Origin of the sequence: Stenotrophomonas sp. CFBP8980 (genome assembly GCF_034046095.1) — a bacterium.
In the GTDB taxonomy this organism is placed as follows: Bacteria; Pseudomonadota; Gammaproteobacteria; order Xanthomonadales; family Xanthomonadaceae; genus Stenotrophomonas; species Stenotrophomonas lacuserhaii.
This window is the reverse complement of record NZ_JAXCXF010000004.1, coordinates 19,163-36,759: the sequence shown is the minus strand read 5'-3', so window position 1 is coordinate 36,759 and position 17,597 is coordinate 19,163. Positions and strand designations below refer to the sequence as shown.

Here is a 17,597-nt window from a genome sequence, read left to right as displayed (position 1 = left end):
AACGATTTCGTTCCCGGCTGTCGGGGGCGTCATTGGAGCAAGTTGCGTGGACCAAGGGATCATTGCCAGCCTGTTGCAGCACCCGCTCGCCTCCGCGCTGGTGATCCTTGACCGCAATGGTGCGCCGCTGGCCGCCAACCCCGCCGCGCGCGAGCATGGCCTGCCTGCGGCAGCGGCTGCCTACCAGTCCATGCTGGAAGACATCCGCCTGCAGGCCGCCGACGGGGGCATCGTGCCCTGCAGCCTGCCCGGCGGCCCGCGCGGTCGCCACGACGGTTGGATGCGCGCGGTGCATGACCAGGGCGGCCATCTGCTGGCCTTCACCCTGAGCATTCCACACCCCGACGGCAGCCCGTCCGGCGAGCGCTGGGAGCTTGCGCTGGAAAGTGCCGGGCACCGATTGTGGGACTGGGACCTGGCCAGCGACCGCGTGCTGCGATCGCCGCCGGTCGAGGGCAGGATCGAGGTCCAGGAACGCGCGGGTGCGCTGCTGGAGCGGATCCACCCCGACGACCGCGCCGGCGTGCATGCGCAGGTCCAGCGCCACCTGCGTGGCGAGGTCGACCAGTACAGCGCCGAATTCCGCTACCGCCAGCCGGACCAGAGCTGGCGCTGGGTACTGGATCGCGGACGGGTGGTGGCACGGACCGCCGACGGCCAGCCGTTGCGCATGGTCGGCACCCATACCGATATCGAGCACCAGAAGCAGCTGGAAGCCCACCTGCACGACCAGCAGCTTCACCTGCGCCAGGCGCAGCAGATCGCCAGCATGGGCAGCTGGTCCTGGGAGCCCGGCTGCCGTCGGTTCTGGTGGTCGGCGGAGCTGCATGCCCTGCTGGGCACGGCAGGCGATCCTTCCTTCAGTCCGCGCGCCTGGCTGCGGCGGCTGCAGCCGCGCTCGCGCGGCGCGCTGCGGATGGCCTGGCGCCGGCTGTGGCGGGACGGCCAGGCGGTCAACCTGGACCTGGAACTGCGCAGTCACCGGCAGCAACCGGCCCTGCAGCTGCGCTTGTGGATGCAGCCACTGCAGGCCGCCGATGGGCAGATCCAGCGCCTGCTCGGCCAGGTGCAGAACATCAGCGAACAGCACCAGACCGATGCATTGATCCGCTGGCGCACCGAATTGTTGAACCGTGTTTCGGCATTGGGGCGCATCGGCGGCTGCGAGATCGAAGTGGACACCCGGCTGATGCAGTGGACCGAGGAGTGCTATCGCATCCATGGCCTGCGCAAGGAGTCGATCAGCCTGGACCAGGCACTGGCGCTGTACACCGACGACTCGCGCAGCGCCTTCGAATCCGCACTTGAGCGCATCGCCGCCGGCGGCCTGCCCGAACAACTGGACCTGTGCTTCTACCGGCAATCCGGCATGCGCGTCTGGGTGCAGGTGTTGATCGAACTGGACCGCCGTGACGGTCTGCCCCCGCGGTTCGTGGTGCTGTTCCGTGACATCACCCGCGAACGCGAGGCCAATGAACGCATCGAGCTGCTGGCCCACTACGACCTGCTGACCGGGCTGCCCAACCGCATGCTGCTGCGCGAGCAGACCACTGATGCGATCGAAGAGGCGCGTGGTCGCGGTACGCCGCTGGCGATGCTGTTCATCGACCTGGACGGCTTCAAGACCATCAACGACAGCTTCGGGCATGCCACCGGCGATACCCTGCTCAAGGCAGCGGCAAGCCGACTGCACCAGAACCTGCGCAACAGCGACCTGTTCGGGCGTTTCAACGGCGATGAATTCATCGTCGTGCTGCGTGACCTGGCCGAAGCCGAAGACGCCGGGCACGTGGCGCGCAAGCTGATCGCCTCGTTGGCCGAGCCGCTGCATCGCGGGCAGGACCTGCTGAAGGTCGGCGCCAGCGTCGGCATCGCGATGCTGGAAGACGGCCGCGAAGATTTCGATTCCCTGCTGCGTGCCGCCGATGCGGCCATGCACGCGGCAAAAGAGGCGGGCCGCAATACCTACCAGTACTACAGCCAGGATGCGCTCAGCCGGATCCAGCGCAGGCTGGATATCGAACACGCCCTGCACGGGGCCATCGAGCGTGAAGAGTTCAGCCTGGTCTACCAGCCGCTGATGCATGCCCAACCCGGGCAGCCGCCCGCTATCGAGGCGCTTCTGCGCTGGCACCGCCCCGGCCTGGGCTACTGCAGCCCGGCCGAGTTCATCCCCATCGCGGAGAAGTGCGGCGAGATCGTGCGCGTCGGCGACTGGGTACTCAACGAAGCCTGTCGACAGGCCTCGGCCTGGGACCGTGCGGGCCTGCTGTTTGACCGGATCGCGGTGAACGTCTCGGCGGTGCAGCTGCGCGAGCGGGGATTCGCCGAGCGGGTGATCGAGGTCTGCCACGCGCATGGCCTGTCGCCGACCCGGATGGAGCTGGAGCTCACCGAGTCGGCGCTGATCCGTGACACCGAAGTGCTGCGGCACTGTTTCGACGTATTCGAGCGGCACAGTGTGCCGCTGGCGGTGGACGACTTCGGCACCGGATTCTCCAACCTGCACTACCTCAACCGGTTCCCGGTCGGTCGGCTGAAGATCGACCGCAGCTTCGTGCAGGGCATGCTGGAAGATGCCGGTACCGCCGAAGTCACCCAGGCGATCGTCCACCTGGGCCACGCGCTGGGTATGAAGGTCGTGGCCGAAGGGGTGGAAACGGAGCAGGAAGAAGACCTGCTGCGCCGCCAGGGCTGTGACGAGATCCAGGGCTACCTGTATTCGCGGCCGCTGGTGCCGCGCGAGCTGGCGCACTGGCTGCGCGATGCAGCCACCGGGGCATCGATGCGGGACACCGCTGCGGTGCTGGCGGGCTGAACACGGTGGGCGTCGCGCATGCGGCGCCCGTTACCGGGGCTGATGATCGTCGCCCGCATGTTGCTCCGGACTCACCCTTCGTGGCGGCCTGCCGAGCGCGTCAGCGCACCGTTGCCCCCGATGCGTGACCTGCGCCGGCAGGCGCCAGGTCCCTTGCATCCAGCCCCAGGTCCCAGCACAGGCTGGCCTGCTCAAGGCTGTGTCGCTTGGCCGCCTGCCTGCCGGCCGTCAGCTCCAGCTGCGCCAGCTCTGCCTGCGCCAGGACCTCAAGTTGCTGCAGTTGCTGGCGCGGTGTCTGCGCTTGCGGCATGGTGCCAGCGGCGCATGCGTGCGCGGCCGGCGCCGGGCACGACAAAGCCCCGGCAGTGCCGGGGCTTTGGGGTTCACCTGGGGCGTCAAGCACCACGCGGGATCAGAACAATTCCACCGTTCCGGCACCCATGCTCTGCTGGGTGACCGGCTTGTGCGGCGGGCGTTCCCATTCGCTGCGCAGGTCACGCAGGCGATTGCCGGTGCGGGCCAGGGCGGTGACCATTTCTTCGTCGGCCGCGCCGCCATGGCGATGCAGCAGCTCCTGCAGGGCCAGCGCTTCGCGGTTGATCGAGGTCAGGCGGTCCAGGTGGACATGCACGCCGCCCAGTGCCTGGGTGGCGATGTCTTCGAACTGCAGGGCACGCACCGCTTCGGCCACGCTGCCGTCGATGGCGCGGGCGCACTCGGACACTTCGCGCATTCCATCGCCCAGTGAGGCGTTGATCTGCGCCACGTTGTCGACCATGGAAGCGGCTTCCATGCGGGCTTCGCGGGAACGATCCATGTCGCGCGAGGCCATGTGGGTGACCGTCTCGCGGACCTTGGCGATGGCGTCCTTGGAGCTGTGGGCCAGCTTGCGGATCTGCTCGTTGAACGTGGTCGAACGCTCGGACAGATTGCGCACCTCGTCGGCCACCACGGCGAAGCCGCGGCCGGCTTCACCGGCACGGGCCGCTTCGATGGCCGCGTTCAGTGCCAGCAGGTTGGTCTGGTCGGCGATCGACTTGACGTCTTCCAGAAGCGCGAAGATGCCATCCAGGTGCTGCGCCATCTGGTCGATGTGCTGCACGGTGTTGCTGCTCTGGCCGCTGACCTGTTCCAGCGCTTCCACCAGCTGTTCCATCTGGTGGCTGGCGTGCTGGGCGAAGCGCGCCACGTCCAGTCCGGCCGAACCGTCTTCACCGGTGCGGTCGACGATGCGGGCCAATGCCTGGCTCTGCTGGCGGGACTTGCGGTTCATCGCTTCGAAGCTGCCGCCCAGGCCGGACACCGCCTGGCGGATCAGGTCGCGGGCGCGCTCGACTTCGCTGCGCGAGCCGTCGATTTCATTGCCGACGAAGTTGCGCAGTTCGGTCAGCAGCTGGTCCTGCTCGCGCAGGATGCGGGCCTGTTCCGGCGAACGCCCGACCGGAGCACGGGTGCTCCACCAGGCGTGGCCGAGCCAGCTCAGCGTCATCGTGGTAAGGATCGCCCAGCGCAGGGCCGCAGGCCACTCCAGAGCAAAGGCGAGGGGCAGAAGCAGGGTCAGCACCAACGGTGCGGCCAGACGGATGATGGTGCGAGAGTACATGGACGTTCCCGGGAGAGTCACAAATGCAGTATCGGCCGTACCCCGGTTCTCTTTAACGCCGATGTTGCATCTGCGTTTGGTTCGCCGCTGCGCTCGCCGAGCATGGCTCGGCGCTACCGTGCTGCCGCCGCTGCGCTCGCCGTGCGGCTCAGCGCAGCGCGCGGTCCACCGCTTCCACCATCGCCTTGCGAGCCAGCAGGAAATCCCAGTAGCTGCCACCCAGCTGGCGCCACAGCACCGCCGAGCGCACCGCCGCCAGCAGCAGCGCGCGGATTTCGGCCACCACCCCGGCCTGGCCCAGGTAATGCGGATTGCCCTGCACCATGACCCGCGGCTTGAGGTGGCTGATGGTGTCGGCATAGACGCCGCCCAGCGTGGCCAGCACGTCCGGGTGCCCGCTGTCGCCCAGCTCACGGCCCTGGCGGCTGGCGCGCTCGATGCCGGCGGTGACCTTGGCGATGGTGTCCGGCTCGCGCACGAAGCGGCGCTCCAGCTGCAGCACCGCCAGTGCCAGCTTGGGCAGGATCGGGTCCTGGCCCTGGTTGCGGAAGTAGTTGTGCAGCAGGCGCAGGCCCGGCTTCAGCGATTCGCGGTCGCCGTACACGTCCTGCGGTGATGCGGCGTCGATGCGGAACACGCTGTCCATGGCGGTGCGCACCGCACCCGCTTCGGAGTGGCCGGTATCGGCGATGCGGCGGACCTGTTGCAGGGCCTGTGCTATGCCGGCCAAGGCCAGTACGCGGTCGTCGACAGTGAAACTCATGCAGCAGGTACCTCGAAAGGAGAAGGAGTAGGGCGCAACCGCTGTTCAAGCGGCGCGTCGGTGGCGGCGATCACCGCACCACCGAGGCAGACATCGCCCTGGTACAACACCAGCGACTGGCCGGGGGTGACCGCCCGCTGGGGAGTGGGGAAGCGGACATGCAGGCTGCCATCATCGCGCACCTGGACCGTACAGGCCTCATCGGGCTGGCGGTAGCGGGTCTGGGCGGTGCACTCGAAGCGGGTGGCGGGCGGCGCACCGGCGATCCAGTGCGCGCTTTCGCTGACCAGCTCGGTGGACATCAACCAGCGGCTTTCGCGGTCCTGGTCGACATACAGCGTGTTGGAGGCCACGTCCTTGCCCACCACGTACCACGGCGCCGCCGAGCGACCACGGACCCCGCCGATGTTCAGCCCTTCGCGCTGGCCCAGGGTGAAGTAGAACACCCCGGGGTGCTCGGCGATCTCCGCCCCGTCCGGGTCCACGATGCGGCCCCGGCGTGCGGGCAGGTACTGGCCGAGGAACTCGCGGAAATCACGTTCGCCGATGAAGCAGATGCCGGTGGAGTCCTTCTTGGCATGCGTCGGCAGGTTGGCGTCACGCGCCATCCGGCGCAGGTCGCTTTTGTTCAGGTCGCCGATCGGGAACAAGGTTGCCGACAGCTGTGCCTGGCCCAGCTGGTGCAGGAAATAGCTCTGGTCCTTGCTGCGGTCGGCGCCGCGCAGCAGCAGCCACTGGTTGCCGTCGCGGGCGATCCGCGCGTAGTGGCCGGTGGCGATGCGCTCGGCGCCCAGCTCGCGGGCGGCATCCAGGAAGTGTTTGAACTTCACTTCGCGGTTGCACAGCACATCCGGGTTGGGGGTGCGTCCGGCCGCATACTCGGCCAGGAAGTGTTCGAACACGCCTTTCCAGTACTCGCTGGAAAAGTCGCGGAAGTGGAACGGGATGCCGAGCAGTCCGCACACCGCCACCGCGTCGCGGCGATCATCCTCGGCGCGGCATTCGCCGCTGCCATCATCGGCCCAGTTCTGCATGAACAGTCCGGCCACCGGCTCGCCCTGCTGCACCAGACGCCAGGCGGCAACTGAAGAGTCCACGCCGCCGGACACGCCGACCATGATCCGTGGCGCGCTCATGGAGCGACCTCCTTGACCAAGGAGAGGGGATGGCGCTGGCCGGCGAGGAAGTCGGCCACCACCTGCCAGACCAGCGGGCTGCGCAGCCGCTGGCGCGCGGCCAGCAGCTCGCCGGGCTGCAGCCACAGTGCGCGTTCGATACCGGTATCCAGCGGGCGCAGCGGATCGTGCCGGAGCGGGCGCGCGGCATAGCTGAAGCGCAGGAACGGCGTGCCATCCGGAGCGGTCCACTGGTAGGTGCCGATGAACGCGGTCAGTTCGACCTCCCAGCCGGTTTCTTCGCGCGTCTCGCGCAGCGCGGCCTCGGCCAGCGACTCACCCGGTTCCAGGTGGCCGGCGGGCTGGTTGAGCACCAGCTCACCATCGATGCGTTCTTCGACGAGTAACAGCCTGCCCTCGTCGACCACCACGGTGGCAACGGTGACGCGGGGTGCCCAGCGCGGCGCAGCAGCATTCACTTCAGTATTCGTCCTGCTTGGTCAGTTCCAGTTCCATCGCATCGGCGGTCCGGCTGGCGGCCTCGATGGCATCGTCCAACGCTTCGGAAGAGGCATCGGCATCCACTTTCACCACGAACATGGCGACCTTGTCCTGCTTCACCCAGCCGCCCATTTTCGCATCCTGCGCATCTTCAAGCAGGCGGTTGGCCACCGCCACCGGGAACTGGTCGGCGTTGGCCTGGTAGCCGGGCGACCAGATTTCGCGCACATGCTGGCTGCCGAACTCTTCCACCACCGAGCGTACATAGACCAGCTGGGTGCGCTCGCCTTCCATGTCGAACACCATGCGGTAGTCGCCGTCCTCGTCGATCTCGTAGGGATAGCCCAGTTTGTCGAGATGGCGTCCGATGGCCTTGTCCGGCTCGGCGGCGAAGGAGGGGGCCGCCGCTGCGGCGACAGCCAGCAGCAGGGCGAAGCGAAGCGTCCTTTCCATGAGAATCCTGTGAAGGTAGTGCGGGGAGTCGCGCAGATTGTGAAGGCGCGTCGGCTTGCCGTCCAATCCGGCCAAGGCAGCCACTATAATAAGCGGATGCCTCGCGACACTTCCCACGAATCCCATTCCGACCATGGCGTGCTGCTTGAGCCGGCACGCCCGGAGGTCGCCCCCCCGCCGTTCTACCAGGTCATGCTGTTGAACGATGACTACACCCCGATGGATTTCGTGGTCGATGTACTGCAGCAGTTCTTCAACCTGGACCTGGACCGCGCGACGCAGGTGATGCTCCATGTGCACACCCGGGGCCGCGGCGTCTGCGGTGTGTTCACCCGCGAGGTGGCCGAAACCAAAGTGGCGCAGGTCAATGAATATGCCCGGATGAACCAGCATCCGTTGCTCTGCACGATGGAAAAGGCCTGATCAGGCGGGCATGACCGCAGCGTGGTAGTCCGGTGCGTTCCATGTACGGCACGATCGGGCTTTCCGCCGACGACGCAGTTGGCGGCAGCAATGCGCCTCTCCTCCCTTGGTTTGCGGCGCGACTGGCCGTGGATCGCCTCATCATGGGTGGTTCAGGGCGGGCAGGCCGTGCCCGCCGGGAAATCGGTTTAGGTTATGGTGGAATCACCTTCGCCGGACGCGCGACGGGATGCTAACGCCGTATGAACGGGCAGTTCCGCTAGGGTGATGGAAAACGTGTGGTCAGGCCGCATATTGTCTTCAACTGCCGCCGGAGTAGAGCATGTTCAGCAAAGACCTCGAACACACCATTGGCCAGTGCTACAAGCGGGCACGGGAAGCGCGGCATGAATTCATGACCGTCGAGCACCTGTTGCTGGCGCTGCTGGACAATCCCTCGGCCCAGGCCGTCCTGAAGGCCTGCGGGGCCGAGCCCGAGCGCCTGCGCCAGGAGCTGGAGCAGGCCATCGAGGCGTCCGTCTCGCGGCTTGCCGAAGACGATGGGCGCGACACCCAGCCGACCCTGGGCTTCCAGCGCGTGTTGCAGCGCGCGGTCTACCACGTGCAGTCCTCCGGCAAGAAGGAGGTCACCGGCGCCAACGTGCTGGTGGCGATCTTCGGCGAGAAGGATTCGCACGCGGTCTATTACCTCAACCAGCAGGATGTCACCCGGCTGGACGTAGTCAATTACCTCTCCCACGGTATCGCCAAGCTCGGCGAGGAAGGCGAGCCGTCCTCGCCGGCCGATCCCGAGGGCCGTGCCGAAGGCGGGGAAGGCGAGGGCAAGGGCGATGCGCTGGCCGAGTTCGCCAGCAACCTCAACGAGCAGGCCCGCAACGGCCGGATCGATCCGCTGGTGGGCCGTGCCGACGAGATCGAGCGCACCATCCAGGTGCTGTGCCGCCGCCGCAAGAACAATCCGCTGTATGTCGGCGAAGCCGGCGTCGGCAAGACCGCCATCGCCGAGGGCCTGGCCCGCCGTATCGTCGAAGGATCCGTGCCGGAGGTGCTCGCCGATGCGGTCATCTACTCGCTGGACCTGGGCGCGCTGGTCGCCGGCACCAAGTACCGCGGCGACTTCGAAAAACGCCTGAAGGGCGTGCTGACCTCGCTGAAGAAGGTGCCCAACGCGGTGCTGTTCATCGACGAGATCCACACCATCATCGGTGCCGGATCGGCGTCCGGCGGTACGATGGATGCCTCCAACCTGATCAAGCCGGCGCTGGCCTCCGGTGATCTGCGCTGCATCGGCTCGACCACCTTCCAGGAATACCGCGGCATCTTCGAAAAGGACCGCGCGCTGGCGCGGCGCTTCCAGAAGATCGACATCGTCGAGCCGACCGTGGGCGAAACCTACGAGATCCTGCAGGGACTCAAGCCTAAGTACGAAGCGCACCACGGCGTGACCTATGCCGACGATGCGCTGCAGGCGGCGGTGGACCTGTCGGTCAAGCACATCGGCGACCGGCTGCTGCCCGACAAGGCGATCGACGTCATCGACGAGGCTGGCGCGCGCCAGCGGCTGATGCCGGAAGGACAGCGCAAGGAGCTCATCGACATCGAGGAGATCGAGGCGATCGTGGCCAAGATGGCACGCATCCCGGCCAAGCAGGTCAGCGCCACCGACAAGGACGTGCTCAAGCACCTGGAGCGCAACCTGAAGATGGTGATCTTCGGCCAGGATCCGGCAATCGAAACGCTGTCTTCGGCGATCAAGCTGGCCCGCTCCGGCCTGGCCAACCCGGAAAAGCCGATCGGCAACTTCCTGTTCGCCGGCCCCACCGGAGTCGGCAAGACCGAAGTCACCAAGCAGCTGGCCCTGCAGCTGGGGATCGAGCTGGTCCGCTTCGACATGTCCGAGTACATGGAAGGCCATTCGATCAGCCGCCTGATCGGTGCGCCTCCGGGCTACGTGGGCTTCGACCAGGGTGGCCTGCTGACCGAAAAGATCGTCAAGACGCCGCACTGCGTGCTGCTGCTGGATGAAATCGAGAAAGCGCACCCGGATATCTTCAATATCCTGCTGCAGGTCATGGACCGCGGCGTGCTGACCGATACCAATGGCCGTGAAGCGAACTTCAAGAACGTGGTGCTGGTGATGACCACCAATGCCGGTGCGGCGCAGGCCTCACGGCGTTCGATCGGATTCACCAAGCAGGATCACGCCACCGACGCGATGGAGACCATCCGTCGCAGCTTCACCCCGGAGTTCCGCAACCGGCTGGATGCGGTGGTGCAGTTCCAGGCGTTGGGCTTCGAGCACATCCTGCGCGTGGTGGACAAGTTCCTGATCGAACTGGAAATGCTGCTGCAGGAAAAGCACGTCAGCCTCTCGGCCACGCCGACCGCGCGCGACTGGCTGGCCCAGCACGGCTTCGATCCGCTGATGGGCGCACGCCCGATGGCCCGTGTCATCCAGGACAAGGTCAAGCGTCCGTTGGCCGACGAACTGCTGTTCGGCAAGCTGGTCAACGGCGGCAGGGCCAGCATCGACGTGCGCGACAACGAGCTGTTCGTGGAAACCTTCGCCGAACCGGAGCGTCTGCTGCCGGCCACGGTGGAATAATCCGCTCCATGCTGCAGCGCCGGGTCCTGCCCGGCGCTGGGGCGGCTGGACGCCAGGCAGGGTTCGACACCAACGACATCCAGGCACGCCAAAAGGCCAGCTCGATGGCTGGCCTTTCTCGTCGACGCGGATGCGTCGGACCGCTTACTTCATGCGGTAGGTGATACGGCCCTTGGTCAGGTCGTACGGGGTCATTTCAACCTTGACCCGGTCACCGGTCAGAATGCGGATGTAGTTCTTGCGCATGCGGCCGGAGATATGGGCAATGATTTCATGACCATTTTCCAGGCGGACGCGGAACGTCGTGTTCGGCAGCGTCTCGCTGACGGTGCCTTCGAACTCGATGGAGTCGTCTTTCGACATGTAATCCTGTGCGGTTCAGAGAGCGGCCACGGGGGCCTAAGCCGCTGCATTTTACGCACATGCACCCCATTTTGCAAAGATTGCGTTAACCGTCATTCCGTTGCGGGATAGGCCCCTCCCGGGATCGGCCCACCATTCTCTCTTGGCGGGGTCAGAATTTGCCGGGTTGAGCTATTTCGAGCCCCATATCTCGTTGCTATCGTGCCTCTCATCACAGGATTCATCCGTCAATTCGCCCAGGTCGCCGACGTCGCGGCCACCTGGCGCAGCGCATCTGTAGGGAGAGCGAGCAATGAGCCATCCTCAGCACGCAGCCGAGGCCGTTGTCCAGGCCATTGCCCGGACGCTGGCCTTTCACCAGCGGTGCGACCGGGCGAGGGCCCCCACCAACGCGTTGTCGGATCCGGTCACGGCGCGGTTACGCGGCTTCGTCCGGGCGGGGGAACCGGTCCACATGGTCCTCCCCGCATTTCCCGCCAAATCGCCCTCCCTTCGAAAGGTCCTGGGGCCGCTGCCTGACCTGGCCGAAGCGCTGTCGCTGGATGCACTGGATCGGATGTGCGCCCGTATTGCCGCGATCCACCCTGCAGGCGCCCGGCTGACGATCTGCTCGGATGGCCATGTATTCGGACCCACCATCGGCGTTTCCGACCCGGTCATCGATCACTACCAGGCGGCCATCCGCGCGATGATCGCTCGTCGCAGCCTGGCCCACCTGGACACTTTCTGCCTGTGTGACTGCACTTCAGTGTTTGCCGGCAGCACAAGCCACGACGATCGCCGTGCGGCATTGCTGGCGCGGCATGGCCAGTCGCTGGATGACATCCGGACTGGACTGCTGCGGTCCGAGGACGGAGTGCGGCAGCTGCGCGGCATCATCCGCTTCATGGCCGAAGATGATTGGCGCGCTGATGATGCGCGAAGTGCCACGCAGGTCCAGCGCGAGGCCAAGGCGCGGGCGTACCAGGTCGTGCAGCGCAGCCTGGCATGGGGCAGTTTTCTGCAGGCGGTCTTTCCGCGGTCGGTCCGCTTGTCCATCCATCCACAGGCGCGCAGCAGCGACAAACTGGGCATCCACATGCTGCCCACCGCTGATGCCTGGCTGACGCCCTGGCATGCGGTGGCGGTCGATCTCGGGGACCGCGCCGTGTTGATGAAACGGCACCAGGCGGAGAGCCAAGGAGCCAGGCTGATCCATGTGGATGGTCGTCCCAGCCACTACAGCGCGTGGACGGACGGACGTCCAAGCGCGCTCCACGAGCGTGCCGCAGCCTGAGTCCGTGCTCAGTCGGGGAGGTAATGCCGCAACGGGAGCCGGGCCCCTGCCGCCGACCAGTTGCCAGGCGCCACCGGCTGTTGGATGGCCTGCCGCACGTGCGCCAGGAAACGCTCGCGTGGCCATTGCGTCGCCCCCATCCGCACCAGGTGAGGGTTGTGCACCTGCGCATCCAGTACGGACACGCCCCCCGCATGGAGCAGCGAGGCCAGCGCAGCCAAGGCCACTTTCGAGCCCCCGCTGCGTGCGCTGAACATGCTTTCGCCGAAAAACATGCTGCCCAGCGCCACGCCATAGATGCCGCCAACAAGCTCCGACCCTTGCCACACTTCGACCGAGTGGGCGTGCCCCAGTCGGTGCAGCTCGGTATAGGCGTGGATCATGTCGGTACCGATCCAGGTGCCGTCCTGACCTGGTCGCGGCACTGTGGCGCAGGCACGGATGACCTGTTCGAAGGCGGTGTCGGCGGTGACCTCCCACTCCAGGGTCCGCAGCTGCCTGCGGAATCTGCGTGACAGATGCACGCCATCGGTAGCGAACACCGTGCGGGGATCCGGTGACCACCACAGGACCGGCTCACCCTGGCTGAACCACGGGAAGGCGCCCTGCGCATAAGCGTTCAGCAATCGCTGCGGGCGCAGATCGCCACCGATGGCCAACAGACCGTCGGGGTGGTGCAGCGCCGTTTCAGCGGGTGGAAAAGGAGCATCTTCGGCCTCGCCCAAGCGCCACGGAAACTGACGACTCATTGGCCGGCTGCTGCACGGTGGCAGCGGGCCAGGCCGCGGCTGCAGGCTGTGACATGACGCAGGCGGCGGGTGTGGCCATCTTTCCAGGGCGAAGCGGTGGCGTGCATGCGGGCAGGATACTGCAGCTTGCGCGTCACCGTGGCGCAGGCGGCAGTTCTTGCAGTGGACGTCGGAAAACCACTCGCTTTCAGGTGGTCGGATGCCTAGCGTGGTCCAGGCCGGGCACAGGCCCGAGAACAGGAAGGCCGATGCCATGACGACTCCCGTCACCCCCCTTGAGCCGTTCGGCGTCATGCTGCAGGCCGCATCCCCGAATGACGCCGTCACTGACCTGTCCGTCGATGCACTGCGCATCCTCGCCCGACACCATCACCTGGTGCTGCTGCGCGGATTCTGCGGCCCCGAAGACCCTGCAGACCTCGTCGCGTACGGGGAGCGCTGGGGAAGCATCGCCGAATGGCCGTTCGGGAAAGTGCTGGAGCTTCTCGAACGGGAAGCGCCGCAGGATCATATCTTCGACAGTTCGGCCGTGCCGCTGCACTGGGATGGCATGTACCGCCGGCAGGTGCCGGAGTTCCAGATCTTCCAGTGCCTGCGTGCACCCGGACCCGGCTGCGGAGGGCGGACGCTGTTCTCCCATACCGTGCGCGCATTGGATCAAGCACCGGCGTCGGTCCGGCTGCTGTGGGAGCGCGCCACGGGGCGTTACGAAAGGAAGATGGAGTACTACCACAGCGTGGCCGAGGCGCCCGTCGTGACCCGGCACCCGGACCGTGACGCGGCGGTCATCCGCTACAGCGCACCACAGGACCAGCAGGGCGAGGCCTTCATCAACCCTGCATCGGCGTCGTTCACGGGGATGGAGGAAGCGGATGCCGCGCTGTTGCATTGCAGTCTCGCCGAGGCGCTGCACGCGCCCAGCTGCCTGTATGCGCATGCCTGGGAGGCCGGTGACCTGGTCATCGCCGACAACCACACGCTGCTGCACGGGCGTGAGGCATTCACCAGTGGTGCGCCACGCCACCTTCGTCGGCTGCACATCCTGGGTGATCCGCCGCTGGACAACCCGCACCTGGTGGCCAGCGCATGATGGCTGCGGGCGTGGACACCGACGTGGATGTGGTCGTCGCAGGCGCTGGACCTGCGGGGCTGATGTGCGCCTACCTCGGCAGCCAGCTTGGGCTTCGGGTGCTGATCGCTGACCACAGCGCCGGCCCGCTGCAGGCCGGGCGCGCGGACGCGCTCAATGCGCGCACATTGCAGCTGTTGCAGATCGTGGACCTGTTCGATGATCTCTATCCCCACGGCAAGCCGTGCAACACCAGTTCCGTGTGGGCCGAGGGTGCATTCGCCTCCCGGCAGTCTGACTGGTGGGATGCCCTGCAGGGGTGCTTCCACAGGCATTTCCTGATGATCGGCCAGTCTTTCGTGGAGCAGCTGCTGGATCAGCGCCTGCGTGCGTCCGGCATCGCCGTGCAGCGCGGCACCGCGGTGACCGACGTGCAACAGCAGGCAGGGGGATGCCTGACCCGACTCTCGGACGGGCGATCGATCACCTCACGCTACGTGATAGGTGCCGATGGCGCGCATTCGTTTGTCCGTGAACAGCTGCGGATCCCATTCGAAGTGACCCGCCCGCGCATGACCTGGGCGGTCGTGGACGGGGTGATCGATACCGATTTCCCGAAGGTGCCGGAGATCATCGTCTTCCAGGCCGAATCCTCCGACGTGGCCTGGATCCCCCGGGAGGGCGAACTGGATCGGTTCTACGTCCGCATGGATACCCGTGAGTTCACGTTCGAACAGGTCATGGCGCGGATCAACCGGGCGACCCGGCCCTACAGCGTGCGCTTCAGTGACGTACGGTGGTTCTCGAAGTTTTCGGTCAAAGAGGCTGTGGCCGCACGCTTTGCCGTGGAGAACCGGGTCTTCCTGGTCGGGGATGCGTGCCACATCCATTCCGTCCACGGCGGCCAGGGCCTCAACACGGCGCTGGCCGATGCCTTCAACCTGATGTGGAAGATCGGCATGGTGGTCAACCAGCCCGTCCCGGCTGGTCTTCTGGGCAGCTACGAAGCCGAGCGCAAACCGGTGGCGTTGGGCGTGGTGGAAACATCGCGCCTGCTGGGTCTTGCCACCCGCGACCCGTCCAGCCAGCAGCATGCGACGGACTACGTGGGCATCGTGGCGCAACGGTCTGGATACGTAACAGGGATGGGGGTGCGCTACGCGGGCGAAGGGCTGGCCGGCGAGCGCGTGCATGATGTCCTGATGGGGCCGGATGCAGGCCGTCCTTCACGGCTTTACCCGCTGCTGGACTATCGTTGCTTCACGCTGCTGGTATGCGGTACCCGGGGTGCCGTGCCCACGATGCCGAGCTTCGTGCAGGTCCTTCGGATCGACGATCCGTCCTGCCCGTATGCGGGCCTGCTGGTGCTGGTTCGTCCCGACAGTCATATCGCCACGAGTGCTGCGCTGGATGATCCCGCACCGGTGCTGGATTACCTTGCCGCGTTCGGATCAGCCACTGCGGAAGGGCGAGTGCAGTAGCAGTTCGTCACGATAGCGCGTGATGTCCGCACGCTCGTGCGCGCACCATTCGCGCAGGGCCTCGCTGAAATCAGCGTCGGCCATCCAGTGCCGGCTGCGCACCACCGTTGGCAGGAAGCCACGCGCCAGCTTGTGCTCGCCCTGCGCGCCAGGCTCGAACCGTGAAAGACCTTCGCGCAGGCAATACTCGATGCCCTGGTAATAGCAGGCTTCGAAGTGCAGGCCGGGCAGGGTGGTGCCGCCCCAGTAGCGGCCATACAGGGTCTGGCCACCGCGCAGGCACAGCGCGCCGGCGATCGGCTCGCCGTCCTGCTCGGCCAGGAACAGCACCAGCCCCTTGCCGAGCGAACTGGCGAGATGGCGCAGGAATGGCTCGGTAAGGGCAGGGGCGTTGCCATACTCCAGGAAGGTCTGCAGGTAGAACCGGTACATCGCCTGCAGGTCCGCACGGCTGGCCTCGTCGCCATGCACCACGCGGAAGCTGATCCCCTGCCGGGCGACCTTGCTGCGTTCCTGGCGGATGTTCTTGCGGTGCTTGTGGTTCATCGCGCCGAGGAAGTCATCGAAGGTCTGCCATTGCCCCGGGTTCTGCCACTGGAACTGGATGTCCTCGCGCAGCAGCCAGGCATCGCTGAAGTCGCCATCCTCGTCCTTGCGATGGAAGTTGATGTGCGCGGAGGAGACCCCGAGTGCGGGTAGCTTTTCCACCAGCGCGGCCAGCAGCGCTGCACGCGTGCCAGGGTCGCGGGCCAGTACGCGCGGTCCGGTCACGGGCGAGTAGGGCACTGCGCCCAGCCATTTGGGGTAATAGTCGTGACCGTGGCGGGCATAGGCATTGGCCCACGCGTGGTCGAACACGAACTCGCCGTGGGAGTTTTCCTTCAGGTAGCCTGGGACGGCGCCGATCAGCGTGTCGTCCTCCCACAAGGTGAGGTGCCGCGGACGCCAACCCCAGTCCTCGCGCAGGCAGCCGTACTGTTCCATGCCGGACAGGAAGGCGTGGCTGACGAACGGGTTGTCGCCGTCGTGGAGGGCGTCCCATTGGGACGCAGTGAGCGTCTGGAGGTCTTCGAGGAAGCGGATCTGCGGCATGGGGACAGGATAGAGCACCAGGCCTGAGTCCGGCACTCGCTTCAGATCTTGTGGCGACTGCTACTGATGAGCCCGATTCTATTTTTGAATAGCGTGAATCACAGCACGTTGATCTGCTGTGGCGCGGCCCATTCTCGTGCTCTCCCGCAGCCTGATTGGCTGCAAGTACCAAGAGCCATCTAGAAAAATGAACGGGATAAGTAAGTTGACCGAGACCGACCCGGCAGTCGTTGCACCGGCATGTGTCGCGTCTGCAGACGTGGCGGGTGGTGCCGGCGCATCGCCACGCTTTGGCGGGCGGAGCCTTGGCATGTCAATCGCGACACTGCTATCGATGGTGGCAACATGCCAGGCCGGAGCAGGCGAGGCACGTGATCGCAGTTTGGATGCGGAAGTGACTCGTGAGGCGCAGAGGATTCTAGATCGACTTGATCGGATCGCGGGCCAGAGCAGCGGTGGGCGCGTCCACGCATCGGTTGATCTGGCTACATCCACCATCACACTTGAGTTTGGACGGGACCTTATCCCGCAGTACGCGGGGGCCGATTTCGAGCACCAGATGGACCTGTTCCGTCACGGCGTAACGGAGGCGGTGAGGAAATACACGCCACCTGGAAACGTCGAGTACAAGTTCGACGGGCGCGAGATCATGCATTACTTCCCTGAACAACAACAGGAGGACGCTGATGCGCGCAGACGCGGAATTCGGGGTTCGGGGATGGCGATGGTTTCCGCCGCGCATGGCTATTACAGGCATCAGCGCAAAGCAGCCTGGTTATGGCAGCGCCCTCTGATGAATGATGTGAGAGAGGACCTGGTTACGCCAGCTTACGCGGAGGAGCTGAAGCACTGGATCCAGGAGCGAGGCCGCATGCCTGTGGTAAGGCCCCGGACATCGTCATTTGATCTGCATGAAGAAAGTGGCGTGGAATGGTGGCAGGTCGCGGCCAAGTATCACCTGGAGGAGAGATTTCCGGCCAACCCAGAAATCTGGAACTCGCCAGTAGGCGATTCGAATCGTGACTATGATCAGGACCTGCGCAGTCGCCCTCTGCTGGCGAACCATCTCGGTGCAGATGTCGCCTTGCATCTGCACACCAACGGTTCCGACTCTGAAATTCCGAGCGGAACGAGGGTGGTTTATCAGACGGGGAGAGAAGAAGATCGCGCTTTGGCGCGCAGTGTTCTCTGCTACATGCGCGAGCTGATCACCGGCCAGGATGATTATTCCGGATTCAATGTTGAGTCGGATCCCCGTGCTGACAACAAAGGGAGAACCGTATAGC

The 17,597-nt window shown here is 65.7% G+C and carries 16 protein-coding genes; 7 read left to right on the top strand and 9 right to left on the bottom strand.

Annotated elements, in window-relative coordinates; all coding sequences use genetic code 11:
* Positions 1 to 46: 46 nt before the first annotated feature.
* Positions 47 to 2,818, top strand: a complete 2,772-nt coding sequence (locus tag SOM47_RS10340; RefSeq protein ID WP_320505495.1) for a bifunctional diguanylate cyclase/phosphodiesterase — start codon at positions 47 to 49, stop codon at positions 2,816 to 2,818.
* Positions 2,819 to 2,918: 100 nt separating this feature from the next.
* Here SOM47_RS10340 and SOM47_RS10335 read toward each other — a convergent pair whose 3' ends face one another.
* The 6 genes from SOM47_RS10335 to SOM47_RS10310 form a co-directional block, all read right to left on the bottom strand.
* A complete protein-coding gene (locus SOM47_RS10335) occupies positions 2,919 to 3,128 on the bottom strand; it encodes a hypothetical protein (protein WP_042614123.1) in 210 nt (69 codons plus the stop codon).
* Between the two features lie 102 nt (positions 3,129 to 3,230).
* Positions 3,231 to 4,421, bottom strand: coding sequence for a methyl-accepting chemotaxis protein (locus tag SOM47_RS10330; protein ID WP_101100446.1), 1,191 nt, complete (start codon positions 4,419 to 4,421; stop codon positions 3,231 to 3,233).
* Positions 4,422 to 4,569: 148 nt separating this feature from the next.
* Entirely contained in the window at positions 4,570 to 5,184 is a 615-nt protein-coding gene (hflD, locus tag SOM47_RS10325) for a high frequency lysogenization protein HflD (RefSeq protein ID WP_320505494.1), read from the bottom strand.
* A complete protein-coding gene (mnmA, locus tag SOM47_RS10320; protein ID WP_320505493.1) occupies positions 5,181 to 6,320 on the bottom strand; it encodes a tRNA 2-thiouridine(34) synthase MnmA in 1,140 nt (379 codons plus the stop codon). The genes hflD and mnmA overlap by 4 nt, the downstream gene beginning before the upstream one ends.
* Positions 6,317 to 6,778, bottom strand: a complete 462-nt coding sequence (locus tag SOM47_RS10315; RefSeq protein WP_042614119.1) for an NUDIX hydrolase — start codon at positions 6,776 to 6,778, stop codon at positions 6,317 to 6,319. Before SOM47_RS10315 ends, mnmA begins: the two co-directional genes overlap by 4 nt.
* Position 6,779: 1 nt before the next feature.
* Positions 6,780 to 7,253: a hypothetical protein gene (locus SOM47_RS10310; protein ID WP_192083462.1), complete on the bottom strand. Its 474-nt coding sequence runs from the start codon at positions 7,251 to 7,253 to the stop codon at positions 6,780 to 6,782.
* Positions 7,254 to 7,349: 96 nt separating this feature from the next.
* Between SOM47_RS10310 and clpS the strand changes: the two genes are divergently transcribed.
* On the top strand, positions 7,350 to 7,676 hold the full coding sequence (gene clpS, locus SOM47_RS10305) for an ATP-dependent Clp protease adapter ClpS (protein WP_042614117.1): 327 nt from the start codon (positions 7,350 to 7,352) through the stop codon (positions 7,674 to 7,676).
* Between the two features lie 322 nt (positions 7,677 to 7,998).
* Positions 7,999 to 10,281 carry an ATP-dependent Clp protease ATP-binding subunit ClpA gene (gene clpA / locus SOM47_RS10300; protein WP_101100452.1) on the top strand — a complete coding sequence of 761 codons (2,283 nt, stop codon included), beginning with the start codon at positions 7,999 to 8,001 and terminating at the stop codon, positions 10,279 to 10,281.
* 144 nt (positions 10,282 to 10,425) lie between these two features.
* On the opposite strand, the gene infA is transcribed toward clpA, so the two are convergent.
* Positions 10,426 to 10,644 carry a translation initiation factor IF-1 gene (infA, locus tag SOM47_RS10295; RefSeq protein WP_005409596.1) on the bottom strand — a complete coding sequence of 73 codons (219 nt, stop codon included), beginning with the start codon at positions 10,642 to 10,644 and terminating at the stop codon, positions 10,426 to 10,428.
* Positions 10,645 to 10,936: 292 nt separating this feature from the next.
* Between infA and SOM47_RS10290 the strand changes: the two genes are divergently transcribed.
* On the top strand, positions 10,937 to 11,920 hold the full coding sequence (locus SOM47_RS10290) for an L-tyrosine/L-tryptophan isonitrile synthase family protein (RefSeq protein WP_320505492.1): 984 nt from the start codon (positions 10,937 to 10,939) through the stop codon (positions 11,918 to 11,920).
* A gap of 8 nt (positions 11,921 to 11,928) precedes the next feature.
* Here the strand turns inward: SOM47_RS10290 and aat are convergent, their stop codons facing one another.
* Positions 11,929 to 12,669, bottom strand: a complete 741-nt coding sequence (aat, locus tag SOM47_RS10285) for a leucyl/phenylalanyl-tRNA--protein transferase (RefSeq protein WP_320505491.1) — start codon at positions 12,667 to 12,669, stop codon at positions 11,929 to 11,931.
* Positions 12,670 to 12,877: 208 nt separating this feature from the next.
* Here aat and SOM47_RS10280 point away from each other — a divergent pair, with 208 nt between their 5' ends.
* Positions 12,878 to 13,759, top strand: a complete 882-nt coding sequence (locus SOM47_RS10280; protein WP_320505490.1) for a TauD/TfdA dioxygenase family protein — start codon at positions 12,878 to 12,880, stop codon at positions 13,757 to 13,759.
* A complete protein-coding gene (locus SOM47_RS10275; RefSeq protein WP_320505489.1) occupies positions 13,756 to 15,219 on the top strand; it encodes an FAD-binding protein in 1,464 nt (487 codons plus the stop codon). The genes SOM47_RS10280 and SOM47_RS10275 overlap by 4 nt, the downstream gene beginning before the upstream one ends.
* On the opposite strand, the gene SOM47_RS10270 is transcribed toward SOM47_RS10275, so the two are convergent.
* A complete protein-coding gene (locus tag SOM47_RS10270) occupies positions 15,190 to 16,311 on the bottom strand; it encodes a GNAT family N-acetyltransferase (RefSeq protein ID WP_042614113.1) in 1,122 nt (373 codons plus the stop codon). The genes SOM47_RS10275 and SOM47_RS10270 overlap by 30 nt on opposite strands.
* 205 nt (positions 16,312 to 16,516) lie before the next feature.
* Here SOM47_RS10270 and SOM47_RS10265 point away from each other — a divergent pair, with 205 nt between their 5' ends.
* Entirely contained in the window at positions 16,517 to 17,596 is a 1,080-nt protein-coding gene (locus SOM47_RS10265; RefSeq protein WP_320505488.1) for an N-acetylmuramoyl-L-alanine amidase CwlD, read from the top strand.
* The last annotated feature ends 1 nt before the right edge of the window (position 17,597 follow it).